The sequence below is a fragment of the Acinetobacter sp. YH12120 genome (genome assembly GCF_013418795.1).
GTDB lineage: Bacteria > Pseudomonadota > Gammaproteobacteria > Pseudomonadales > Moraxellaceae > Acinetobacter > Acinetobacter towneri.
Genome location: NZ_VPBI01000010.1, coordinates 47986 through 72986 on the forward strand (window position 1 = coordinate 47986; position 25001 = coordinate 72986).

General features: G+C 42.4%; 24 protein-coding genes, 4 tRNA genes and 1 pseudogene. 21 read left to right on the plus strand and 8 right to left on the minus strand.

Annotated features, from left to right (window positions below; translation table 11 throughout):
• The first annotated feature begins 9 nt into the window (after positions 1 to 9).
• The 6 genes from FTU58_RS08215 to FTU58_RS08240 all read left to right on the plus strand — a co-directional run bounded on the left by FTU58_RS08215 (position 10) and on the right by FTU58_RS08240 (position 6155).
• Positions 10 to 693, plus strand: a complete 684-nt coding sequence (locus FTU58_RS08215; RefSeq protein WP_180060400.1) for a Fe2+-dependent dioxygenase — start codon at positions 10 to 12, stop codon at positions 691 to 693.
• Positions 690 to 1799, plus strand: coding sequence for an alpha-hydroxy acid oxidase (locus tag FTU58_RS08220; protein WP_180044008.1), 1110 nt, complete (start codon positions 690 to 692; stop codon positions 1797 to 1799). Before FTU58_RS08215 ends, FTU58_RS08220 begins: the two co-directional genes overlap by 4 nt.
• Before the next feature lie 224 nt (positions 1800 to 2023).
• On the plus strand, positions 2024 to 3721 hold the full coding sequence (leuA, locus tag FTU58_RS08225) for a 2-isopropylmalate synthase (RefSeq protein ID WP_180005718.1): 1698 nt from the start codon (positions 2024 to 2026) through the stop codon (positions 3719 to 3721).
• 93 nt (positions 3722 to 3814) lie between these two features.
• Positions 3815 to 4975: a homoserine O-acetyltransferase gene (locus tag FTU58_RS08230; RefSeq protein WP_180062321.1), complete on the plus strand. Its 1161-nt coding sequence runs from the start codon at positions 3815 to 3817 to the stop codon at positions 4973 to 4975.
• Complete coding sequence (gene metW / locus FTU58_RS08235; protein ID WP_004974832.1) at positions 4975 to 5568, plus strand: methionine biosynthesis protein MetW; 594 nt, start codon at positions 4975 to 4977, stop codon at positions 5566 to 5568. Before FTU58_RS08230 ends, metW begins: the two co-directional genes overlap by 1 nt.
• Positions 5565 to 6155 carry a tetratricopeptide repeat protein gene (locus FTU58_RS08240; protein ID WP_218948229.1) on the plus strand — a complete coding sequence of 197 codons (591 nt, stop codon included), beginning with the start codon at positions 5565 to 5567 and terminating at the stop codon, positions 6153 to 6155. Before metW ends, FTU58_RS08240 begins: the two co-directional genes overlap by 4 nt.
• Before the next feature lie 50 nt (positions 6156 to 6205).
• Here the strand turns inward: FTU58_RS08240 and FTU58_RS08245 are convergent, their stop codons facing one another.
• Positions 6206 to 6451: a cytoplasmic protein gene (locus FTU58_RS08245; protein WP_225530414.1), complete on the minus strand. Its 246-nt coding sequence runs from the start codon at positions 6449 to 6451 to the stop codon at positions 6206 to 6208.
• 130 nt (positions 6452 to 6581) lie between these two features.
• Between FTU58_RS08245 and rdgB the strand changes: the two genes are divergently transcribed.
• The 5 genes from rdgB to FTU58_RS08270 all read left to right on the plus strand — a co-directional run bounded on the left by rdgB (position 6582) and on the right by FTU58_RS08270 (position 11361).
• Positions 6582 to 7208, plus strand: a complete 627-nt coding sequence (gene rdgB, locus FTU58_RS08250) for an RdgB/HAM1 family non-canonical purine NTP pyrophosphatase (RefSeq protein WP_004974822.1) — start codon at positions 6582 to 6584, stop codon at positions 7206 to 7208.
• 169 nt (positions 7209 to 7377) lie between these two features.
• On the plus strand, positions 7378 to 7602 hold the full coding sequence (gene tatA, locus FTU58_RS08255; RefSeq protein WP_004974820.1) for a Sec-independent protein translocase subunit TatA: 225 nt from the start codon (positions 7378 to 7380) through the stop codon (positions 7600 to 7602).
• An 18-nt stretch (positions 7603 to 7620) separates the two neighbouring features.
• On the plus strand, positions 7621 to 8091 hold the full coding sequence (gene tatB / locus FTU58_RS08260) for a Sec-independent protein translocase protein TatB (protein WP_019836836.1): 471 nt from the start codon (positions 7621 to 7623) through the stop codon (positions 8089 to 8091).
• On the plus strand, positions 8088 to 8873 hold the full coding sequence (gene tatC / locus FTU58_RS08265; RefSeq protein WP_154320315.1) for a twin-arginine translocase subunit TatC: 786 nt from the start codon (positions 8088 to 8090) through the stop codon (positions 8871 to 8873). The genes tatB and tatC overlap by 4 nt, the downstream gene beginning before the upstream one ends.
• Before the next feature lie 172 nt (positions 8874 to 9045).
• Entirely contained in the window at positions 9046 to 11361 is a 2316-nt protein-coding gene (locus FTU58_RS08270; RefSeq protein ID WP_180062322.1) for a PhoX family phosphatase, read from the plus strand.
• A gap of 40 nt (positions 11362 to 11401) precedes the next feature.
• On the opposite strand, the gene FTU58_RS08275 is transcribed toward FTU58_RS08270, so the two are convergent.
• On the minus strand, positions 11402 to 12184 hold the full coding sequence (locus FTU58_RS08275) for an NRDE family protein (protein WP_004974805.1): 783 nt from the start codon (positions 12182 to 12184) through the stop codon (positions 11402 to 11404).
• 93 nt (positions 12185 to 12277) lie between these two features.
• Here FTU58_RS08275 and lgt point away from each other — a divergent pair, with 93 nt between their 5' ends.
• From lgt to msrA, 7 genes and pseudogenes are all read left to right on the plus strand, one after another.
• The gene (gene lgt, locus FTU58_RS08280; protein ID WP_096901379.1) at positions 12278 to 13087 is read left to right on the plus strand and encodes a prolipoprotein diacylglyceryl transferase; all 810 of its coding nucleotides are present in this window, start codon (positions 12278 to 12280) and stop codon (positions 13085 to 13087) included.
• A gap of 111 nt (positions 13088 to 13198) precedes the next feature.
• Positions 13199 to 13582, plus strand: a pseudogene (locus tag FTU58_RS08285) (hypothetical protein).
• Between the two features lie 98 nt (positions 13583 to 13680).
• Positions 13681 to 14523 (plus strand): thymidylate synthase, encoded by an 843-nt coding sequence (gene thyA, locus FTU58_RS08290; RefSeq protein ID WP_004974795.1) that lies wholly within the window; start codon positions 13681 to 13683, stop codon positions 14521 to 14523.
• Between the two features lie 91 nt (positions 14524 to 14614).
• Positions 14615 to 15127 (plus strand): dihydrofolate reductase, encoded by a 513-nt coding sequence (locus FTU58_RS08295; RefSeq protein WP_004974792.1) that lies wholly within the window; start codon positions 14615 to 14617, stop codon positions 15125 to 15127.
• Positions 15128 to 15197: 70 nt separating this feature from the next.
• Positions 15198 to 16253, plus strand: coding sequence for a DUF4105 domain-containing protein (locus tag FTU58_RS08300; protein WP_004974789.1), 1056 nt, complete (start codon positions 15198 to 15200; stop codon positions 16251 to 16253).
• Between the two features lie 153 nt (positions 16254 to 16406).
• Entirely contained in the window at positions 16407 to 16874 is a 468-nt protein-coding gene (locus FTU58_RS08305) for an META domain-containing protein (protein WP_004974787.1), read from the plus strand.
• A gap of 62 nt (positions 16875 to 16936) precedes the next feature.
• On the plus strand, positions 16937 to 17458 hold the full coding sequence (msrA, locus tag FTU58_RS08310; RefSeq protein WP_004974785.1) for a peptide-methionine (S)-S-oxide reductase MsrA: 522 nt from the start codon (positions 16937 to 16939) through the stop codon (positions 17456 to 17458).
• Between the two features lie 71 nt (positions 17459 to 17529).
• On the opposite strand, the gene FTU58_RS08315 is transcribed toward msrA, so the two are convergent.
• From FTU58_RS08315 to FTU58_RS08340, 6 genes are all read right to left on the minus strand, one after another.
• Positions 17530 to 18174: a fumarylacetoacetate hydrolase family protein gene (locus FTU58_RS08315; RefSeq protein ID WP_306670031.1), complete on the minus strand. Its 645-nt coding sequence runs from the start codon at positions 18172 to 18174 to the stop codon at positions 17530 to 17532.
• A gap of 34 nt (positions 18175 to 18208) precedes the next feature.
• Entirely contained in the window at positions 18209 to 18706 is a 498-nt protein-coding gene (locus FTU58_RS08320) for a YcxB family protein (RefSeq protein WP_154320310.1), read from the minus strand.
• Positions 18707 to 18899: 193 nt separating this feature from the next.
• Positions 18900 to 18976: transfer RNA gene (locus FTU58_RS08325), tRNA-Arg, on the minus strand.
• A gap of 212 nt (positions 18977 to 19188) precedes the next feature.
• Positions 19189 to 19265: transfer RNA gene (locus FTU58_RS08330), tRNA-Arg, on the minus strand.
• A gap of 49 nt (positions 19266 to 19314) precedes the next feature.
• Positions 19315 to 19391 (minus strand) — tRNA-Arg (locus tag FTU58_RS08335).
• Between the two features lie 15 nt (positions 19392 to 19406).
• A tRNA-Ser gene (locus FTU58_RS08340) sits at positions 19407 to 19496 on the minus strand.
• Between the two features lie 264 nt (positions 19497 to 19760).
• Here FTU58_RS08340 and rnr point away from each other — a divergent pair.
• The 3 genes from rnr (at position 19761) to FTU58_RS08355 (ending at position 24962) form a co-directional block, all read left to right on the plus strand.
• Positions 19761 to 22184, plus strand: coding sequence for a ribonuclease R (gene rnr / locus FTU58_RS08345; protein ID WP_180062324.1), 2424 nt, complete (start codon positions 19761 to 19763; stop codon positions 22182 to 22184).
• Between the two features lie 79 nt (positions 22185 to 22263).
• The gene (locus FTU58_RS08350; RefSeq protein WP_111885424.1) at positions 22264 to 22848 is read left to right on the plus strand and encodes a hypothetical protein; all 585 of its coding nucleotides are present in this window, start codon (positions 22264 to 22266) and stop codon (positions 22846 to 22848) included.
• Between the two features lie 74 nt (positions 22849 to 22922).
• Positions 22923 to 24962 carry a M3 family metallopeptidase gene (locus FTU58_RS08355; protein WP_131260579.1) on the plus strand — a complete coding sequence of 680 codons (2040 nt, stop codon included), beginning with the start codon at positions 22923 to 22925 and terminating at the stop codon, positions 24960 to 24962.
• Positions 24963 to 25001: the final 39 nt, after the last annotated feature.

The window sequence follows — 25001 nt, forward strand, 5'->3', positions numbered from 1 at the left end:
AGAATCGGTATGATGCTTCACATTCCAGAGGTCCTCAGCAAAATTCAAGTCCAACGAATTCGTGCTGAATTGGACACCGCAGATGCATGGCAAAATGGTCAACTCAGTGCAGGGGCTCAAGCACAGAAAATTAAACAGAATTTACAATTTGACCTGCAGCATCCGAGCTATGTAACTCTGTCACAAGACATCCTCAGTGCACTAAAACAACAGGCTTTATTGCAGTCCTTTGCCTTGCCGCTGCACATTCTGCAACCCATGTTCAATTGTTATCAAAACACAGGAACTTATGGCAATCATGTCGATAATGCCGTGCAATATTGTGCACAAGTACGACGCCCGATTCGCACCGATGTATCCATGACCCTATTTTTAAGTGAGCCTGAAGAATATCAGGGCGGTGAACTGATCATTGAAGATAGTTACGGTAGCCATGCGGTTAAACTCAATGCAGGCGATGCCATCGTATACCCTGCCACCAGTTTACATAGAGTCGAACCTGTCACCGCAGGTCAAAGAATTGCAGCATTTACATGGTGTCAAAGTATGGTCAAAGATGACTGGCAACGCAGTATGTTGTTCAATTTAGATATGACTATTTTGCAATTGCGTCAACAACTTGGAGATACAGCAGAAGTATTGGCACTAACCGCACATTATCACAATCTGATTCGTCAATGGAGTCAGTTATGAATACCACGCCATTGGCAGCTTTGAATCACATCCCGCCACATTTACACACCATTGCCGACTATCAAAAACAGGCGCAATTACATTTAGATGCAGCCACTTGGGCCAATTTAGAAGGCGCTGCAGGCGATGAATATAGTCTGAACAACAATTTACGTGCGTTTGCCGATATTCAATTATTGCCCCGTCATTTAAATACTTTTGCAGGGGCAAATACGCAAATTCAGCTCTTGGGCGAACAGTATCCACACCCAATTTTTTTAGCACCCGTGGCTTACCAACAACTGTTTCATCCACAGGGGGAAATTGCTACAGCGCAAGCGGCAGCCGCCCTACAAGCCCCCATGATTCTCAGTCATTTAAGTACCACTTCAATGAGCACACTGAATCAGGTTTCGGGCGCGGCAAAATGGTTTCAACTGTATTGGCAAGGCAGTCGTAAAGCTGCTTTGGATTTGATTTTTCAAGCGCAACACTATGCCTATCAAGCCATTGTACTCACGGTTGATGCACCGCACATGGGCATTCGAGATCGGGAACGTCGCGCTGCTTTTCAATTGCCTGCACATATTCGGGCGGTATATCAATCATCTGTAAATACCACTCCGCTTAAGGAAAATCAGCACCCTCTTTTTGATGGATTGATGCAGCAGGCTGCCACATGGGAAGATATTGCTTGGTTGCTACAACACAGTCCACTGCCTATTTTACTCAAAGGTATTTTACATCCTGACGATGCGCAGCAGGCATATCAGTACGGAGCACACGGTATTATTGTGTCTAATCATGGTGGCCGAATTTTAGATACCGCGGTCAGCCCAATTCAAATTTTAGGCACGATGCGAAAAATTTTATCGCACGATTTCCCAATTTTATTAGACAGTGGGATTCGTCGTGGCACAGATATTTTTAAAGCACTAGCCTTGGGAGCAAGTGCGGTTTTGGTCGGTCGTCCGTATATTTATGGCTTGGCAGTTGCAGGCGCGCTAGGGGCAGCGCATAGCATTAAGCTATTAAAAGAAGAATTTGAGGTCACAATGGCACTTATGGGAACAAGCTGCATCGAACAAATCAACAGCGGTTATATTTATCACCAAAACAGCCAATAGCAGAAAAATATTTCACAGCACATGCAGTATATGTAAAAAACAGGGAATTATTACGCTTGCAGATCGATTAACATACAGATATTGGTTTACAAGTGCCATGATTCTACTTTTAGCGATAGCCTCCTGAAAACAGCTTGTAAATTGATAGAATAGACACAATCTATATTTATAGTAAGTTGCCGTTATCCACGCGATGCAACCGCTACTATTCAAGGAGTTTTCACATGATGTTGGCAGATCCAAGCAAAAAATACCGTCGTATGTACCAGCGTGTCGATTTACCAGACCGCCAATGGCCAAATAACGAAATTACCAAAGCGCCAATTTGGATGAGTACCGACCTACGTGACGGTAACCAAGCGATCTTTGAGCCAATGAACATAGAACAAAAATTCAAAATGTTCCAAATGCTTGTGAAAATTGGTTTTAAACACATCGAAATTGGTTTCCCATCGGCATCTCAAGTTGACTTCGATTTCACCCGTAAATTGATTGAAGAAGGTCATATTCCAGATGACGTATATATTGAAGTATTGGTACAAGCACGTGACCATTTAATCGCACGTACTTTTGAATCTTTACAAGGTGCAAAACGTGCAATTGTGCATATTTATAATGCCAACTCGCCTACCTTCCGCCAAAAAGTCTTGAATGTAGATGTTGCGGGTGCCAAACAATTGGCCATCAACGCTGCAACCAAAGTAAAAGAATATGCAGCAAAACAGCCTGAAACTGAGTGGGTATTCCAGTACAGCCCAGAATGTTTCACTGCAACTGAGTTAGAAGTGGCTAAAGATGTTTGTGATGCGGTAACTGAAATTTGGGAAGCATCGCCAACCAATAAAGTCATTTTAAACTTGCCTGCAACGGTAGAAGTGTCTACACCAAACGTGTATGCAGACCAAGTTGAATGGATGCACCGCAATATTGAGCGTCGTGATGGTGTGATCATTTCAGTACACTGTCACAATGACCGTGGTTGTGGTATTGCCGCTTCTGAATTGGCCATCATGGCGGGTGCAGACCGTGTAGAAGGTTGTGTATTTGGTAACGGTGAGCGCACAGGTAACGTAGACGTTGCTGCGATTGCGTTGAACATGTACACCCAAGGTGTTGCACCAGAGTTGGATTTCTCAAACATCAACGAAATTATTGCAACAGTTGAAGAATGCACAGGCTTGCCAGTACACCCTCGTCATCCGTACGCAGGTGACTTAGTCTTTACTGCATTCTCTGGTTCACACCAAGACGCAATTAAGAAAGGTTTTGAGTTCCAGAAAAATGAAGAAATTTGGGATATGCCTTACTTGCCAATTGACCCGAAAGATTTAGGTCGTGACTATGACGCAGTGATTCGTGTCAACTCACAATCGGGTAAAGGCGGTATTGCTTACTTGTTAGAATCGAACTACAACGTGACTTTGCCGCGTCGTTTACAAATCGAATTCTCACAAATTGTGCAACAACGTACCGATGAGCAAGGCACTGAAATTAGCGCAAGCGAAATCTGGAACTTGTTTAAAGACACTTACGTTGCAGTAAAAGATGCGCACTATGCGACCAAAAACTACAAACTATCTGATGAAAATGGCAATCAAGTCATTGAGTTAGATGTGGTCGTGAACGGCGAAACGCAACGCTTACGCGGTGAAGGCAATGGCCCAATTTCAGCAATTTTGAATGCACTTCAATTACCAATTGATGTCTTGAATTATGAAGAACGCAGCATTAGCTCTGGCGCACATGCAAAAGCGTTGGCATTGATTGAGTTGCAAGTCAAAGGCACAGGTAAATCTGCCTTTGGTGCAGGGGTACATGACAACATCGTGACCTCATCTATTGATGCAATTATTGCCTGCACCAACCGCTTGATTGAACAAGGCGTATTAAGCACAGATCAAGTAGTTGCAGCAGCAGTATAATCTTGCGCTAACATGTAAAAGCATTTTGAAAAGGATACCCCAAGTGGTATCCTTTTATTTATTCATCCTCAGGATTTAAGGCGAATTATTCCCGTGTCTTTTCCAGCTGACTCAGTAGGTATTGTTGTTCCAGAAAAATTCCAATTTGAAGAACCTTTAGAACTCGAATGCGGTCGTGTTCTGCCCCGCTTTGAACTCATGGTCGAAACTTATGGCACGCTAAATGCCGATAAATCCAATGCGATTCTGATCTGTCATGCACTATCAGGGCATCACCATGCTGCGGGTTATCATCATGCCGATGATAAAAAAGCAGGTTGGTGGGATGCCTGTATTGGCCCAGGAAAAGCCATTGATACCAGTCGTTTCTTTGTGGTGGCGCTAAACAATATTGGCGGCTGTAACGGCTCTACAGGCCCAACATCGCCCAACCCTGAAAATGACAACCGTCCTTATGGCCCAGACTTCCCTTTAGTTACGGTGCGAGATTGGGTAAAAACCCAAGCCATGCTGTCTGACCGTTTAGGCATTGAGGTCTGGTATTCAATTATTGGCGGTTCTTTGGGTGGTATGCAGGCTTTGCAATGGTCGGTAGATTATCCTGACCGTCTGAAAAAATGCGTAATTATTGCCAGTGCGCCAAAACTGTCTGCACAAAATATTGCCTTTAACGAAGTCGCACGTCAGTCCATTTTATCTGACCCAGATTTTCATCATGGGCGTTATTTGGAACATGACAGCTATCCAAAACGTGGATTGATTTTGGCACGCATGGTCGGACATATCACCTATTTGTCTGAAGAGGCCATGAAACAGAAATTTGGTCGTGACTTAAAATCAGGCAAATTTATGTATGGTTTTGATGTCGAATTTCAGGTCGAAAGCTATTTGCGCTATCAGGGCGAACAATTTAGCCGTAATTTTGATGCCAATACCTATTTAATTATGACCAAGGCACTGGATTATTTTGATCCTGCACGTGAATACGAGCAATCCTTACAAAAAGCCATGGCGAATACAAAATGCAAGTTTTTAGTGGTGTCATTTACCACCGACTGGCGCTTTAGCCCTGAGCGTTCGCAGGAAATTGTGGATGCGCTAATTAGCAATCATAAACCTGTCAGCTATTTAGATATTAATGCTGAACAAGGACACGACTCGTTCTTGTTCCCAATTCCACTGTACGTGAAAGCCATGCGTGCTTTCTTAGGTGGAACAGAACATCTTCAAGCAACCCCACAGGAGGCCGTGTAATGCGTCTTGATCAGCAACTTGCCGAAAAGTGGATTAAACCCAATTCTAAAGTACTGGATTTGGGTTGTGGCGATGGTGAACTGTTGGCACACATGAGCAAACAGCATAATATTCGTGCATACGGATTAGAAATTGATCAAGAAAAGATTGCAATTGCGATCAGTCGCGGGTTAAATATCATCCAACAAGACTTGAATTTGGGGCTTAGCCGTTTTGCCGACCAGTCTTTTGACTATGTGGTCATGGCACAAGCCTTGCAAGCAGTAGATGCACCTGACGTATTATTAAGAGATATGGTACGTGTGGGTAAACAGGCGATTATTACCTTTCCAAACTTTGCGCATTGGAAGACTCGTTCTTTTCTTGCCTTAAAAGGAAAAATGCCTGTTTCAGATGCATTACCTTATATGTGGTACAACACCCCAAATATTCATTTATGTACGTTTCGTGATTTTGAGGCACTTTGTGCTGAAAATAATATTCGCATCATTAACCGACTTGCCGTGAATGGGAATCAACAAGATAGTTTACTCAGTAAGCATCTGCCTAATTTGTTTGGTGAAGTCGCAATTTATCGAGTGAGCGCTCTATGAAAAAACTATTATTAAGCACCACGCTATTGGTTGGACTGTTGAGCATTCAAGCCCATGCAGATTATGTTTCACCGTCATCTTCTGTAGCGAGCCAAGCGGCTCGATATTCAACCATGGATACTAATGGCTTGATTAAAGCAGCCAAATCAGGTCAGGCAGGCGCACAATTTTACTTAGCGACAAAATATCAACAAGGTAAAGACGTTCAACAAGACAGCCGTCAAGCGTTTGCTTGGTACAAAGCTGCGGCAGATCAAGGTTTATCGGCTGCGCAATTAAATGTAGGTCGTATGTTGGCAGATGGTATTGGCACGAAAAAAGACGAAGTCTTAGCACGTCAATATTTTGAAAAGGCGGCTAGCCGTGGTGATAACCGTGCCAGCTTTAACCTTGCCATGATGGAAGAACAAAAGAAAAACTATATGGGTGCGTATCAGTGGTATGAGTTATCTACCCGTGATGGCATGCTCGACAATAAAGTAATTTCTTTGTCTGAAGGTAAGAAAACCGCTTTGGCAGCTAACTTAACTCAAGAACAAATTCGTCAAGCACGTGACCGCGCAGACCAATGGATTCAAGCGCAATAAATTTAACTACGTTTGAAGTGATCTCAAAGCACCTTCGGGTGCTTTTTGTTTTATCCGAAATAAACTGCCTGCATGGCCTGTAGCAGTTCAGGACTGAATTCTTCTACTGCAGCAGAACCTAATACCGCATCTATACCACAATGCGGACAAATTGCGGTTTGCTCATCATCACACCAATCTTCAATTTCGCTATAAGCAAAAGTTTCCAGACAGTAAAAACAGCCAGAACGCTCACTTTGCTGCAATAATGTACGGTGCTGACTCGAATAACGGTAGATCTCTGAAATTTTGCTCATCATGATTCCCCTATTTTTTTATATCTCAGCATAATTGGTATGTATTAAAACAAATCTATCTAAGATTAAACTTTTAAGTCTGCAAAATCCGTTAAAATATCCAAGATTATTTTGAATTAAGATCTGAATTATGGCTGCAACTGATTGGCGTGCTCAAGGTACTTTGGTTTTAGCAAGCAATAACAAGGGAAAAATTGCAGAATTTGAAACCCTGTTTGCGCAATTAGACTTGCCTGTGCAAGTGATTCCGCAAGGTCAACTAAATATTGAAGATGCTGTTGAAGATGGTTTGAGCTTTGTTGAAAATGCCATTTTAAAAGCACGCCATGCCGCAAAAATTTCAGGAAAGCCTGCCATTGCAGATGACTCTGGTTTATGTGTGCCTATTTTAGGCGGCGCACCGGGGATTTATTCTGCACGTTTTGCAGGCGAACATGGCAATGATGCAGCCAACAATGAAAAGCTTTTGAATAAACTCAAACCACTACGTCAAGACGGCGCAGCAATTGAAGGTATGTTTGTTTGTGTTTTGGCTTTGGTTGAACATGCCGATGATCCATTACCACAAATTTTCCAAGGTATTTGGAAAGGCGAGATTTTAGCAGAAGCTCGTGGTGAAAATGGTTTTGGCTATGACCCGCTCTTTTGGTTGCCTGAATTGGGAGTGTCGAGCGCAGAAATGTCGAAAGCAGAAAAGAATAAAATCAGTCACCGTGGTCAGGCGATGCAACTGTTTAAAGCAAGTTTACAAGCTTAGATTTAACAGATGTGATTGATCTTACAGCCCGTTTTCAAACACGGGCTGTTTTATTTTCAAGCTTTACAAATCAGGTCAAACATCCCTTGTCGTCAAATCGCAACACATTCGTCACCGCATTGTCATACAGACCTGTTGAGATAGGCTCAACTATTGAGAGGTCTAAATCATGGCAGGATTATCTATTTGGCACGTGCTGATTTTTGCAATTGTGGTCATTTTATTATTTGGTACATCTAAGCTTAAAAACTTAGGTAAAGATGTAGGTGGCGCGGTCAAAGATTTTAAAAAATCAATAAAAGATGATGAGGCAGAAGCGGCGCAACTGAAAGAACCTCGTACGATTGAACATCAAGCCAATAGCAGTGATGTAAATTCGACTGTAAAGCATTAAGGCTGAGGGTTTGAGATTATGCTCAATATTGGAATGACGGAACTGCTGATTTTCGGCATCATTGCATTATTGGTGCTGGGTCCTGAAAAACTCCCTGAAGCAGCGCGTTTTGTCGGCAAGTGGTACGCTAAAATTAAACGTATGGTCAGTAATGTTCAAAATGACATTGACCGCGAATTGCGTTTATCTGAATTACGCGAGCAAATGCAGCAAGAAATGGCGCGTATTCAGGAACTTGAAGCAAAGATGCAAGCACAAATGCATGAAATGCAGCAAGAAAAAATATTTGAAGATACAACTGCAAAAAGCACACATTCCCCGCATGCCGTATCAAAAAATACCTTACAACAGCATCATTACACCTTGGTTTTAAATACTGAAAAAACCTCTGCGGTGTTACTCCCTAAAACTAAAATGACATCACATTCAAATTTATCTGCGCTACAACATACTACAGCGCCCTATACTGAAATGAAGGTTGCAGTATGAGCCAATCAAACGCTTCTGAGCTTTCACATTTGCCTGTGAAGGCAGAGCAAGCCGCATTAGAAGAAATGCCAATTACCAAGCACTTGATGGTGCTGCGTAATCATCTTTTTAAAATTGTAGGGCTTATTCTTGCCTTATTCTTCTGTTTATTGCCCTTTGCCAATAAAACTTATCAAGTATTGTCGGAACCATTACGTGCACAGTTGCCACATACATCAACCATGATTGCGACTGATGTTACCGCAACCTTTATGGCGCCGTTTAAACTAAACTTTTTTGTCGCGCTGTTCATTGCGATGCCATTTATTTTGTATCAGATTTGGGCATTCGCAAAACCAGCGTTATATGAAAAAGAAAAAAGTTTGGCGCTGCCTTTGCTGATCGGCAGTATTTGCTTGTTCTATATCGGAATTAGCTTTGCTTACTTTGTCGCCTTGCCATCCATTCTGCACTTTTTCATTAGCGTTTCCCCTGAAACAGTCGCCCCGATGACCGACATTAATAGCTATCTTACGTTTTGTTTGAAGCTGTTTTTGGTTTTTGGTTTTACCTTTGAGATTCCAATTGTCACACTTTTGCTGATTATGATTGGTGTCGTGTCTACGCAAACTTTGGTTGAAAAACGTCGCTTTATTATTGTTGGCTGTTTTTTTGTGGCCATGTTTGTCACACCGCCAGACGCTTTATCGATGATCATGCTTGCCATTCCGATGTGGATGCTGTTTGAAATTGGTTTGTTTTTTGGCAAATTAATTGAGAAGCGCCGAGTCAGTCACAGCTAATCTAAAATATTGAATTTTAAAAAGAAGCACATGGTTGCTTCTTTTTTTGTGCGTGTAGATCACAACTGAACGGATTTAATCAGTTTGACACATAAGCTTAACCCGCATGTCATGTTTAGCCACTAATTTACATATAACTTTCAAACGACTAAGCAATTTGCTAGGAAAAAAAATGACTGATTTTATGCCTTACAATGAAGATCAAGAGTTAGATAATAACACTTCAGACAATACGCACTTTCGTGACATTCTAGAACAACGCATGAACCGTCGCAGTTTAATTAAAAAAACTGCAAGCGGTGCAGCAGCTTTAGCTTTAGCTTCTTCTTTATCTGCATGTAGTGATGATGATGAAGATACAAATGTAACACCACCAACAAGTAAAGAAGAACCCAATACCAAGCCTGAAACATTAACATTTAAAGCTGTAGATAAAAATTTAAATGATATTGTTACTGTTCCTGAAGGTTACCAAGCAACTGTATTATATGCTTTAGGTGACTCAATCAATCCTTCTTATAGCAATTGGAATGCAGATGCAGATGTTCCATCTGGCCCAAGTTTCCAATTCCGCTCTGGTGACTGTCACGATGGCATGAGCTATTTTGGCTTAAGTACTAAAACTGGTCGTTATGATGAAAATGCATCAGATCATGGCTTATTGGTTTTGAACCACGAATATATCAACCAAACCTTCTTACATCCAAAAGGCGCAACTAAAAAGGATGGACGTCGCCCAGAAGATGAAGTGATTCGTGAAGTAAATGCACACGGTGTTTCAGTCGTTCATATTAAGAAAAATGCTGAAACTCAAGCTGTAGAGATTGTGAAGTCATCACCATTTAACCGTCGTATTACAGCTTCGACTGTCATGGATTTTGCAGGGCCTGTAGCTGGTTCTCCATTACTGCACACAGCATTCTCTCCCGCTGGTCGTCAAACTCGAGGCACACAAAATAACTGTGGTAATGGTTATACACCATGGGGCACTTATTTAACTGCTGAAGAAAATTTTATTGGTTATTTCCAACGCTCAGGTACAGACCAATACTCAGCCCGTAGTGAAGCTGAAAAAATAGCACTTAAACGCTATGGCTTAGGCTTAGAGATCTCTTATCAAACTGAAAAAAATGCAGACGGTAGTGTTAAACGTGATGCGAAAAACAACATCATTTATATTTTAGATGCTGATGGTAAAAAAATTCCAGAACGCGATGAGCAAGATCGCATCGTGTATTTGAATAAATCTTCACGCTATGGTTGGGAAACAGCAGAAGCTGGTTTTGAATCTCAAGACATGTATGATCGTTGGGCTGCTAACGTAACCAAAGAGTCTGCAACTCAAGACTATCGTAATGCGCCAAATACATTTGGCTGGATTGTAGAAATTGATCCATTCGATAGCCGCTCAAACCCAGTAAAACGTACTGCATTAGGTCGTTTTGCTCACGAAGACTGTCGCGCCAGCCGCGCAATTGAAGGGCAAAAATTTGCATTCTATATGGGCGATGACTCGCGCGGTGAGTACATCTACAAATTTGTATCAGATGCAACATGGGATCCTAAAGATGTGAATGGTGGTTATCGAGCTGGCGACAAATATATGAATTCAGGGAAATTCTATGTCGCTAAATTTAATGCATCAGGCACAGGAGAGTGGATTGAACTGGCTTATGGTAAAAATGGCTTAACCGAAACAAACGCTATTTACCCATTTAGCTCACAAGCGGATGTCCTTACTTTTGCTCGTCTTGCAGCAGATGCTGTAGGAGCTACAAAAATGGATCGTCCAGAATGGGTTGCTGTAAACCCTGAAAATGGTGAAGTGTACGTGACTTTAACCAATAACTCGAACCGTGGTTCAAGCTATGCAACAGATCCTGCAAACCCACGTAACTACACCGATCCTGAAGGTGGTAAAGGTAACGTCAATGGTCATATTATCCGCTTTAAAGAAGAGAATACTGCAGCAACATCATTTGAATGGGATATCTATCTATTTGGTGCTGAAGCAAGTATGGATCCGACAATTAACCTTTCTAATTTAAGCGATGCAAACGACTTCTCAAGTCCAGATGGTATGTGGTTTGACCCACGTGGTGTTCTTTGGATTCAAACAGATGATGGCGCATATACAGATGTTACAAACTGTATGATGTTAGCAGCACTACCTGGTCAAGTTGGTGATGGCGGTGTTGTAAAAACTGTTGGTGATCAAAGTACAATTGCTGGTGCTCAAGTCACCGATAAAAACTTACGTCGCTTCCTTGTTGGGCCAAAAGAATGTGAAATTACAGGTGTAACCATGACACCTGACTACAAAGCAATCTTTATTAACGTTCAGCACCCAGGTGAAGATTCAAAGAGTTTTGATGCGCCAAGCAGCCATTGGCCTGCAACACAAACTGACATGAACAATAAAACTGCACGTCCTCGTTCAGCAACGGTTGTCATCACCCGTAAAGACGGCAAAGCAATTGCTGGATAACATCCATAAATTAAAAATGCCGACATCACGTCGGCATTTTTTATGCCTCAATGTTCAACTGTTGCTGCACAATATCTCCCTTTTGCTCACCATATTGTGTTTTTTCCAGCCATGTAAATTGCTGCGCCTGCATACGTAAAAAATTGGAACAACGTGTACCGTAAAGTGGACTTTGAATAAAAGTCGATGACAACAACGCTTCCATCTCCAATGAAATCCCTGTTTGCGGTAACAATTCAGATGCAACTTTGCGTTCATCTTGCAAAATATCCCACGCCGCAGCATTTAGCTCTGCCGTTGCAAGATCAGGCAATTGCAGCATCGGTAAAAACTCCTGCGTAAAGCGTTTGCGTAAGCGTGCAGTTTTCTCCCAAGGGTCACTCATCAATCCATTCGACACCACATAAACGCCTTTAGCTAAAACCTGCGGCGCTTCTCCACGGTTACTCATGTACACCGCTTGAGTGGTGTCACCCACAAATAAATTAAAACCTGCATATTCACATTGCTGTTTTTCTAAGGCTTGCGCAAAACGGATAGGCGTTTGCTCAGATTCTAAAAAAGCCTGAATAATATGCCCACGTGAAGTTGGATATTCACGAACATCATTCGCATCACGATAATTGGTAATCACAGCCCAGCGTCCCGATGGGGTAATGCCCATCCACGTACCGCCCGATTCTAAATCTTGCCCTGCAACAATTGGACTATCAGACCATGCTGCCAGTGCTGCTGTCGGACGCCGATAGAACTCATCTCGATTTGAAATCAAACACAGTGGTGTGTCTGTCAAGACCTGCCAAGCCAATGCCACAATACACATAATTTAAACTCTTGATCTTTACACATTGAATGTACAACATTTTTCATCACATTCAGCTAAAATCTGTGCAAAACAGAATCACAAGGAACAGGAATGCTCACCTATCCAAATATTGACCCCGTTGCTATTTCGCTCGGGCCTTTACAAGTCCATTGGTATGGCTTGATGTATTTACTGGCATTTTTATTTGCATGGGGTTTGGCAACTTACCGTGCCAAACAACGTGGCTGGACACCAGACATGGTTTCCGACCTGATCTTTTACGGCGCTTTGGGCGTGGTGATTGGTGGACGTGTCGGTTATGTGTTTTTCTACGGCTTTGAACAATTTTTGGAAAATCCACTGTGGTTATTCCAAGTCTGGACAGGCGGCATGAGTTTCCATGGCGGCTTTCTGGGCGTGATTTTAGCCATGCTGTTCTGGTGTAAAAAATACAAAATGACGTGGTTTCAAACTTTGGATTTTATTGCCCCATGTGTACCTACAGGTCTAATGTTTGGTCGTATTGGTAACTTTATTGGTGGTGAATTATATGGTCGCCCTGTGACCGATCCGAATTTTGCTTTGGGGATGATTTTCCCGACCGATCCTTTACAATTGGTACGTCATCCATCGCAATTGTATCAAGCCTTATGTGAAGGTCTAATCCTGTTTATTGTACTGTGGTGGTTTAGTTCAAAGCCACGTCCACGCATGGCAGTGTCTGCCCTATTCCTGATTGGTTATGGTTTGGCGCGCTTTGTTGTCGAATTTTTCCGCGAACCCGATCATGGTCAGCTCTTTATTGCATGGATGAGTAAGGGACAATTCCTGAGCTTACCAATGATTTTGGTCGGTTTCTGGATGATGTGGTATGCCTATCAAAAGAAAATTTATGATTGGGGGCCGCAAAAAAACAGCTAAGCTACTACCCATTTAAATGCAGGTTTCATCCATTCAGGCGAAGTCAATCTTCGCCTTTTTTATGCTACAGTGCTATCTATTACTTACACTTTTCAGACATCAATATCTCACATGCTTGAATTTTGGTTTAACCCACAGGTTGCGGTCACAAAGAAAATTGCCCTGCTGATGGTGATCGCGCTGGTCACTGCAGCGGTATACTTCTTAGAACCCTTAAAGCTCGATGCGATTTTAATGTTTCTGGCCACAGGTATTGTTTTTTTAATTTGTCGTTACTGCAAAATTCATTTTACTGCACAACATCCCACAGGTTAGTTGGCACGACTATTGACTTGGATTCCACTGGCGTTGTTACTCGCAATAATTTTCATGCAGATTCAACACGGTGAAATTTTACTGTCGGGCGCTCAAGGCATTGGCTTTACCGCTTTGGCTATTTGCCTGTTTTCGCCGTTGGCTTTACTGCATCAACATCACGCTTCCGACACACAATAAAGTCACAACTTTAAAAACTCTGCTATTATTCTTTCTGATTTACTGGGCATCGAATTGCCCAAACAAAAAATATTTCTTTTGCTTGACCAGAGAACGCTATGCGCCAGTATTTAGACCTACTCCAACATATTCTTGACCATGGTGGCGACAAAGGTGACCGTACCGGAACAGGCACACGTTCAGTGTTTGGGCACCAAATGCGTTTTAACCTTGCACAAGGTTTTCCACTGCTGACTACCAAAAAAGTACATTTCCGTTCTATCGTAATTGAGCTGTTATGGTTTTTAAAAGGCGATACCAACGTCAAATATCTACAAGAACATAAAGTCAGTATTTGGGATGAATGGTCTACCGCAGAACAAACCGCGCGCTTTGGTCGTCCTGAAGGTGAACTTGGCCCAGTGTACGGACATCAATGGCGTAATTTTGGTGCAACACAAAAAGCCGATGGTCTGTATGAGCAAGATGGTTTTGACCAAATTGCATGGTTAATCAATGAAATTAAAACCAATCCAAATTCACGGCGTTTAATCGTGTCAGGCTGGAACCCGAAAGAAGCAGGTCAAGTTGCTTTACCGCCTTGCCATACTTTATTCCAGTTTTTTGTGCACAACGGCAAACTCTCATGCCAGCTATATCAACGCAGTGCCGATGTGTTTTTAGGCGTGCCTTTTAATATTGCCAGCTATGCTTTACTAACCCACATGATCGCGCAAGTCTGTGATTTAGAAGTCGGAGATTTTGTCTGGACAGGTGGCGATACGCATTTATATGCCAACCACTTTGAACAGGCACAGTTACAGCTAAGCCGTGAACCACTGGCGTTATGTCAGTTAAAACTCAATCCTGAAATCAAAGATATTTTCGATTTTAAATTTGAAGATATTGAAATTGTAGGCTATGAGTCACATCCTGCAATTAAAGCACCTGTCGCTGTTTAATTGCCTGTTGCTAGATTTATCATCTCAACATTTAAATTGCCCCAACGTCCCCAAAAGATGCTTGGCAGACTAAGAAAATACGAGCCTAATTATGTCATTTCAAAATTTAGAAGTTGTACACGTAGTCGCTATGGATCAACAACGCTGCATTGGTCAGGGTAACCAATTGCCGTGGCATATTTCGGCAGACTTAAAACACTTCAAAGAAATCACCCAAGGTGGCGTGGTGATTATGGGACGCAAAACCTTGGAGTCGATGGGACGCACCCTGCCTAAACGTGTCAATTGGGTGATTACCCGCGACCCAAACTGGGCATTTGAAGGCACAAAAGTGGCGCATAGCATTGAAGATGCCTTGCAACAAGCCGTTGCCGATGTTCAAGCCTCAGAAAAACCAAACACTTTATTTATTATTGGTGGTGGTGAAATTTTTAGCCAAACTATGCCGATTGCTGACCGTTTGGAACTGACACATATTGAACTAGATGTTCAGGGAGATGCGCATTATCCTGCCATTCCTGCCGAGTTTAAAAAAGTGGCCTCAGAACAGCATGTCGATGAAAAATCAGGGATTGCCTTTGAGTTTGCCCGCTATCAAAAATAATGCTGACAGCCTTGGCAATATTTGATTATGATGACTTAAACGGAATTTAACTTTGCCTCAGGAATGGCGGATGCTGCATTTCATCTTCAGTTTAGGTGTCGTTCTTTCTTCTATTTGGCTCAGTATGGCCTTGTGGATTCATCAGCCTTTGGGTTGGTTAATGAGCCGTGTGCTGATTGGGACTTGGCTAGCCTTCACCCTCAGCATTTTGGGCATTTATATCACTCAGCATTTGCTCAGTCGCAATCAGGATATTTTGGTTTATCTTTTGGGTTTTACCTTGGGGCTGTTTTGGTATTTTGGGATGGATGCCAAGCAAGACCGTGACTGGAACCCTGAAGTAGCCCGTATGCTGCATTATGAACAAGTACAAGATCAGGTCACGCTGCACAATGTCCGCAATTTTGACTGGCATGCCGATGGTCGCTATACCGAACGTTGGGAAACCCGCCAATTTAACCTGAAACAGATTACGGGGGTGAATATCATCACCTCTTACTGGATGGGGCCAAAAATTGCGCATACCTTAGTCAGTTTTGACTTTGCCGATCAAGCGCCACTCACCTTTTCCATTGAAATTCGCAAAGAAAAACACGAAGAGTTTTCTGCGATTGGTGGCTTCTTTCGGCAATATGAACTCAGCCTTGTCGCTGCCGATGAAAAAGATATCATCTACACCCGCAGCAATATTCGGGGTGAGCAAGTTTATTTTTTCCCGATCCAGCTCAATCCACAAGAAGCACAAGCACTGTTTCAGGAATATCTGCATAAAGCCGATGCTTTAGCCGCCAAAGCGCGTTGGTATAATACGTTGACCAGTAATTGCACCACGCTGCTGTTTGACATGATTCAGGCAGTATCTCAAAAACGTTTCCCTGCCGACTATCGTCTGTTTGCTTCGGGTTATTTACCCAATTATTTATATGATTTGCATGCGCTGGATCATCGTTGGGATATGCAAACTTGGTATCAACGTGCCCACATTAACCCACGTGTGGAAAACTTAAAAGATATCCACAGCCAAGACTTTTCCGCGCTCATTCGACAAGGCGTGCAGCTCGATTCTTCAGCAAACATCAGCACGCCTTATTCGCATCCGACTTATCAGAACAAAGTGCTGCCCTGACCTATTTTGGTCATTTTGCGCAGATACAATCAATTCAGAGAAAAAACCACACCATATCTTGGAAAAAGTTGCAGCAAACATACAAATTTAACTAGAGCCACGGCGCATAATTTGTTTAGATAGCAACAATTTCAAAAAATTAGAGATCATTCCATGCTAAAAAAATACTTCGGGATCACCTTATTGGGTGCAATGATTGCTTTATCAGGATGTGAAACTATGCCAACTCAAACGAGTGCAAGCCAAATTAGCGCAATCAATCAAGCCAACTTAGTACAACGTACATGGACTGCTACGCAATTGGGCAACAGCATGTTAAAAACAGAAGCAAACCGCCAAAACTTGCCATATTTAAACTTTGATGCCGCCACACAAACAGTCACAGGTTCAGATAGTTGTAACCGACTCAGCGGTAGTTATGTCGCAGGACGTGACACCCTACAATTGGGGCAATTGGCAACCACGCGAATGGCTTGCTTAAATAACAACAACTTAGATCAGAAATTTCATGAAGCCCTAAATAAAGTGACGCATTATCAGGTCTATGGTAAAACCCTGAAATTGCTAGATCGCCATGGAAATTTACTGATTCAATTTGAAACACCAACGGCTGCACGTTAACGGCTAAGCCTAATAATAGACAGGCTTAAAATGGTTGATTCATAAAATATAAGGACAAAATCATGCAACAAGCATTGTTTGGTGGCGGATGTTTCTGGTGTGTCGAAGCCGTATTTTTACAACTGCAAGGCGTAGAAAAAGTCACCAGCGGTTATGCAGGTGGACATACCTTAAACCCAAGCTATGAAGATATTTGCCGTGGCGACAGCGGACATGCAGAAGTCATTTTGATTGATTTTGATGAGCAGCAGATCAGCTATTCACAATTACTTGAGGTGTTTTTTGCCACACACGACCCAACCACATTAAACCGTCAGGGCAATGATGTCGGCACACAATACCGCTCTGTGATTTATTATTTAGATGCTACACAGCAACAAGCTGCCGCCGAGATGATTGCAGCCTTACAAGCTGAAGGTGTGAATGTTGTGACTGAACTCAGTGCAGCACCTGAATTTTACCCTGCAGAAGACTATCATCAGAATTTCTTTGCCAAAAATCCAAATCAGGGCTACTGCAATTTTTCCATTCCACCGAAACTGAATAAATTACGCAGTAAATTTCAGCATTTACTGAAAGTATAACCATTGGATTTAAAAGCAAGTACAAAACGGTGATACTCATCTTTTGATGACATCACCGTTTACACCACTATTTATTTTACAAAAGTCGTCCAGACAAATGCCTGAGTACGTCCTTGTAAGGTCATCTTCAACTGATCGCCCGACTGTAATGCTGCCACCCCTGCAGGTGTACCAGTCATTACCACATCACCAGGTTCTAAACTAAATACTTGGCTAATATCTGCCAACAATGCCGCAATATCAAAAATCAATAAACTGGTATCGCCTTGCTGACGTAATTCATCATTAATGTCCAAACGATATTGCACGTTTTTCCAGTCCTGAATTTCCGATACATCCACCCAATCTGCCAACACACAAGAACCGTCAAACGCTTTGGCTCGTTCCCACGGCTGTCCTTTTTTCTTAAGTTCATCCTGCAATTCACGCAATGTTAAATCCAAGCCCAAAGTCACTGCACCTACAGCATCCAATACTTTGGCAGGATCTGTGTCTGCATTTAAAGGCTGGTCAATGCGTAAACTCAATTCACATTCATAGTGACAATTGCCCCAGACCTTATTCCACGTAATCCCATCACTTAAACTGCGTAAACTGCTTGGCGGTTTAATAAATAACACAGGATAATCAGGTACAGCATTACCTAATTCTTTGGCATGGTCTGCATAACTGCGACCGACACAGACAATTTTAGATGGACGTGTACTCATGATCATCCTCAAATAATTCGTAAATTGGGAAAATTAGAACTTAATTTTTAAAGGTATTTTCAAAAACCGTTTGTTCTGCAGGCAGATTAAATGCACGTTTCGGCACAATCACCACTGTACGATTTTTTAATTCCAGCATATAGGTGAGTTTACCCACAGCGAAATTTTGCACCTCGTTATAATGAAATACCTGTTTACGACCATTGGCATACAGCTCGGCATAGTCCTGAAATAAATCAATGCCTTGCTCGCTTTTTCCAAATTGGTATTTTACAAACTGGCGTTTAAACATCATTGGCAAAAACCAATAACGCATTAAAGTTTGCAAGATTAAAAAGAAAGCACCGAGTGCAACATAATAGCGACCTACCCCATCGAAGCCCAAATAAAAGCCCCAAGCAATAATCGCCACACTAATCAACGGTGTAATAAAACGGGTAAATTGTTTTTTACCAAAAGTCGCAAGGGCAAAGCCGTCTTGAGATTCTTCTAAATTTAAAAAATAGCGCAAAGACAATGCTGGCTGCGTGTCAGACATAAGCTCATCATCAAGTCATTCAAATTGAGCTAAATCTTACACTAGATTGAGCACTTTCCTTATTTTTTTCGTGTTTATTCGCTCAAAGCCAGACGTAAAACAATGGTCATGCTTTTGACACAGAAATTTCATCATTTTTAGATAGTGTAGATGCAAAAAAACCGCATCAAAAGTGCGGTTTTTTATTTCAAGTTGGTGCGCTCAGAGAGATTCGAACTCCCGACCCCTTAGTTCGTAGCCAAGTGCTCTATCCAGCTGAGCTATGAGCGCGACGACTTGATGGGGTGCATTATACGTGTTTTTTTCTGGCTGTTAAGTATTAATTCATCATTTTGCAATCAAATGCACAGATATTGGACGATTCAAAAGAATTTTAACGTAAAACCATGAGTACGCTATTCTTTTTAATAAACTGATTATTGTTTGAGTTTACTAAATTTCAGGCACAAAAAAACCGCATTTAAGCGGTTGATTGTTCAAGTTGGTGCGCTCAGAGAGATTCGAACTCCCGACCCCTTAGTTCGTAGCCAAGTGCTCTATCCAGCTGAGCTATGAGCGCATTACTTGTGTGCCAATTTAGGCGATACGTTACTGTTCGGTTTACTTATTGGTGCGCTCAGAGAGATTCGAACTCCCGACCCCTTAGTTCGTAGCCAAGTGCTCTATCCAGCTGAGCTATGAGCGCGACATAAGTAAAGCGTGGCGGTGAGAGAGGGATTCGAACCCTCGATACAGTTACCCGTATGCGTCCTTAGCAGGGACGTGGTTTCAGCCACTCACCCATCTCACCGTAACGTGCCGCCATAATACAAATTAAGTGCTAGCACTGCAAGCTTCGATACCACAATTTTTGCATATTTTTGCTCAATTAAATATTTTTTAAACAATTTTCAGGATTCATCACCAGAATTACGCCTGAACTTTTGGCAATCGCTGCACAAAAACTAGAAACATCGTAAAATAACGACAGAAAACACATTATTGCAATCATTTACGTGCAGTCTTTCCGTACATGACTTATGCTAAACCTATCTTCTGACATGAAGTTTATTCCATGATGAAAAATTGGGTCGATCCTGAAGCGAAAGCTGAAGCCGAACGCTACGAAAATCCTATTCCAAGCCGTACCTTAATCTTAGAAACCATTGAAACCTTGCAGGCGGCACAGTCACATGCAGACTTGGTAGAGCATTTTGCGATTGCCGATCAAAAAAGTATTGATGCCCTGAGCCATCGTTTAATTGCCATGGTACGTGATGGTCAGCTCATGAAAGATGGATTCAAGTTCCAGCTGGCTGCAGAACAACCGACTCATGACGCCACGGTTTACATCAACAGTAAAGGTTTAGGCACAGCCAATATTGCAGGTCATGAAGATATTTTATTGCCTGAACGCGAACTACGTTTGGTGTTTAATGGCGATCAAGTCAAAGTCCGCCAGACTTCGGTAGATCGTAAAGGCAAGGCATGGGGCTTTATTACCGAAGTCACCCAGCGTCGTGTCAAACAAATCATTGGTAAATTGTCAGAATACGATGGTGAATATTTTATTCAGCCTGCCCAGCCAAATAGCCATCAACCCATTACCCTTGAAAAAGAATTAATTGAACATGCCCAAGTTAAATTGGGCGATTCCGTGCGCATTGCCATTGACGACTATCCAACCCGCGAAGAGTTTGCCACAGGACATATTATTCAGTCGATGGCAGACAAAGCCGAAACTGAAATTATTATTCCGCAAACCATTTTAGAATTTGGTCTGCCGTATGAATTTCCTGAAGATGTCATTCAAGAAGCCGAAAGCTTTCAAGAACCGACAGCCCAAGACCGTGAAGGACGTGTTGATTTACGCGATTTAGCCTTAGTGACTATTGATGGTGAAGATGCCCGCGACTTTGACGATGCGGTATACGCCGAAAAACGTCCAGGCGGTGGTTACCGTGTCGTAGTCGCAATTGCCGATGTCAGCCATTATGTCCGTACAGGCAAACCGTTGGATGATGAAGCTCAGGAACGTGGGACTTCAGTCTATTTCCCGCATTTTGTATTGCCGATGTTGCCTGAAGCTTTATCGAATGGCTTATGTTCGCTGAATCCGCAGGTTGACCGTTTGTGTATGGTCTGCGATTTAAAACTGTCACGCGCAGGTCGGGTCACAGGTTTTGAATTTTATCCATCGGTCATGCATTCCAAAGCACGTTTAACCTATACTCAAGTGGCACAATATTTTGAGGGTGATAGTGCGGCAATTCCAGAAGATCGGGAGGTGCGCAAATCATTAAATACTCTGTTCCAACTGTATCAAGTGCTGAAAGGTTTACGTGCTGAACGTCATGCCATGGAGTTTGAAACCGTTGAAACCTACATGACCTTTGATGAGTTAGGTGGAATTAAAGAAATTTTGCCGCGCAGCCGTAACGATGCGCATAAACTGATCGAAGAATGTATGTTACTCGCCAACGTCGCAGCAGCAGAATATGCACTCAAACATGATGTGCCGATGCTGTACCGTGTGCATGAACCGCCAGAGTTTTCACGTATTCAAAAAGTCCGTGATTTTGTCAAATTACTTGGGCTACATTTCCCAGAACAACCAACTCAGACCGACTATCAATCGGTGATTGAAGCCACTAAAGATCGTATTGATGCGCCAAGTATTCACGCGGTGTTATTACGTTCCATGATGCAGGCCTATTATGGTGCCAACAATGCAGGACACTTTGGTTTAGCTTATGATGCCTACACGCATTTCACTTCACCAATTCGCCGCTACCCTGACCTATTGTTACACCGTGCCATTAAAGCGCATTTAAAACAAAAGCCATCACCACTTTCAGGTGCAGCTTTAGATGATGCAGGCGAACATTATTCTGCAACTGAACGTCGTGCCGATGAAGCCTCACGCTCTGTCACCACATGGCTAAAATGCCACTATATGCAGCAGCATTTGGGTGAAGAATTTGTGGGCGTAATTTCTGCAGTAGCCGAATTTGGTTTATTTGTTACTCTCAAAGACCTTTATGTCGATGGCATGATTCATGTCAGCCAGTTGGGCGATGACTTCTTTGTATTTGACCAAGCCAGCCAAAGTCTAATTGGACAAGCACGTGGTCAAAGCTTTAGCTTGGGCGATGAAGTTAAAATTAAAGTCGCGGCTGTCAATTTAGAAGATCGCAAAATTGATTTTGAGCTCATGCAGCAACTCACCCATGCAGGTCGTGCTATTCGTATGCGCGCACCGCGCGTGGCAAAACCGTTCAGCCGTGAAGCCACTGAAGAAGTTTTTTCTGAGCGTCCAAGCAAGGCGACTTTAAGTGAAAACGGTGAGCAACCTGTGCCGAAGAAAAAGCCAAAAAGCAAACCGAGCTCTTACGGTAAAAAAACCTCAGCGAAGTCGGAAGCTAAACCGAAAGACAAAGCCAAAAAAAAGACCAAGGTGAAAAAGAAAAAATCCAATGCCAAAGCAAAGGGTGAGTAAATTTTACTAAATAAAAAAGAGTGCTACGGCGCTCTTTTTCATTTAATATATCTCTATAAAAATAAACCACTTAAAAATCATGACATCACAGAAAATTACTAAATACTATTACCATGAATATGTAATATGCTTAGTCTTTGTACTTAGTATTTCAGCACTGATTGCTCTCTTTTTTATAGACTTCACCCCAACAAATCAAGTCAAAATCACAGCCTTCATTGTTGCAACGTTGATTTATTTGGCTGTTTTGATCTACTTTTATGTTCTGCATAGATACGGACAATGGATCATTCCACGTACATGGACAAATGTACAAAAAAAGCCAAAATTCTATTTTTTACTCCTCTTCCCTATTTTTGTAATTCTGTTTCTTTACTTAAATCTAGTTGTCTATCCTCCTCTGCTTCATACCCTAGTTTTGGGTACACCTACTGTGGTGACATTGGAAGCAAGCGCTGTTAAAAAACATGGTAAAAAAGGAAGTGTCTACTATTCTATTGAAACACCGTATGACTCTACTGGTATGTTTCGAATCAATGTAGATGAATATGAACACTACAAAAATCAAAATCTATTCATAAAATTATCGGTCATTGAGGGGCGCTTTGGCACCTACATCCAAGATATTCAATCTATCCACGGTGAAACAAGAGCGAATAAATAGCACCCAAGGCTTGATTTATCCTTCTAGAAGCCTTACTTCTACAAATAACACAGGAAATAAATCGGCAGACCGACATGACATTAGAAAAGGCAACTTTGCCTGTTCCACAATTTGATCAAATTACCCTGGCAGATTTAAAACAAAAAATTGAGCATGCCATTCAGCAGGGACAAAACTTTTTAAATAATCTGACTGCAGTACCTGAAAATACGACGGCGCAATTAAATGTTTTAGAACAGATTGATCAGCTCGAAAATAACATGAGCGAAGCATGGGGCGTGCTGTCACATTTAAATGCGGTCATGAATAATCCTGAAACCCGCGAAGTGTATCAAGCGCTGTTACCAAGTTTAAGCGACTACTACACTCAATTGGGTCAGCACACGGTGTTGTATCAAAGCTATCAACATATTCACGACGCCAACACCTTTAAAGATTTGCCTGCTGCACAACAAAGCGCAATTCAACTGGCATTGCGCGACTTTAAACTGTCAGGTGTGGCCTTAGAAGGTGAAGCTAAAAAACGCTATGCTGAAATTTCAGCGCGTTTATCGCAACTGTCATCAGACTTTTCCAATCATGTATTGGATGCCACCCAAGCCTATTACAAAGTATTGTCCGAAGATCAGCTCAAAGGTTTACCGCCAAGCAGCGTTGAATTGCTGAAACAATATGGTCAGCAACGCGAATTGGAACAAGCTGTGGCAACACTGGATATTCCTGCCTATTTAGCCATTATGACCTATGCCGATGATCGTGCTTTGCGCGAAACCTTGTATCAGGCATACACTACTCGCGCGTCCGATCAATCAGCCCAGTCTGAATTTGACAACACCCCGATCATGGAAGAAATCTTGCGTTTACGTCAAGAAATGGCGCAATTGCTCGGTTTTAACAACTATGCAGAATTATCCCTTGCCAGCAAAATGGCACCAAGTGTCGAAGCAGTCGATCAATTCCTGCGTGAACTGGCAGAACATGCTCGTGCACCTGCAGAACAAGAAATTGCCGAACTCAAAGCCATTGCCGCCCAAGATGGGATTGATACCTTACAACCGTGGGATACAGGCTACTATTCTGAAAAATTAAAATTACAGCAATTTAACCTTTCACAAGAAATGTTAAAACCATATTTCCCTGCACCGAAAGTGGTTGAAGGTCTATTTAGCATCGTCAAGCGTTTATACGATGTCGATATTATTGAGCGCGCTGCCCCTGTTTGGCATCCTGATGCACGTTATTTTGAACTTGAAGATCAAGGTCAAGTGATTGGTGGTTTTTACTTTGATCTATATGCCCGTACAGGCAAACGCGGCGGCGCATGGATGAGTGGTTTCCGTTCACGCATGCAATTGGCACAAGGTTTACAAAAACCAATTTGCTATATGGTGTGTAACTTTACCCCACCTGTTGCAGACCAACCCGCGCTTTTAACGCATGATGAAGTCATCACCCTATTCCATGAATTTGGACATGGCTTACATCACATGCTAACTGAAGTAGATAATATTGCTGTGGCAGGTACACATGGTGTCGCTTGGGATGCGGTGGAATTACCAAGCCAATTCATGGAATTTTGGACTTGGGATCAAGATAGTTTAGATATGCTGAGTGCGCATATTGAAACCCAAGACACCCTGCCAGAACACCTGCTTAAAGCACTGTTAGATGCACGTTTCTTCCAGTCGGGAATGCAGAGCCTGCGCCAAATTGAATTTGCCCTGTTCGATTTAAGTATTCATCGCAGCAACCCTGCTTTAAATGCGGAACAGATTCAAGCCATGCTAGATGATATTCGTCAAAACTATGCCGTTGCGCCAACTACAGCTTACAACCGCTTCCAGCACAGCTTCAGCCATATTTTCGCAGGCGGCTATGCTGCAGGATATTATTCATACAAATGGGCAGAGGTTTTGGCCAGCGATGCCTTTGATCGCTTTGAAAATGAAGGGCTATTTAACACCGAAACTGGCAAGCAGTTTAGACAGTTTATTCTAGCAGTTGGCGGAAAAGATTCAGCGCTTGACGCATTTATCAATTTCCGCGGACGCGAGCCAAAAATAGACGCACTATTACGTCATCAAGGTTGGACGAACATAGTCAAAAACGCTTAAACTAAGAACTTTAGATGAAGTTAGGGGAGTCGTGATGAC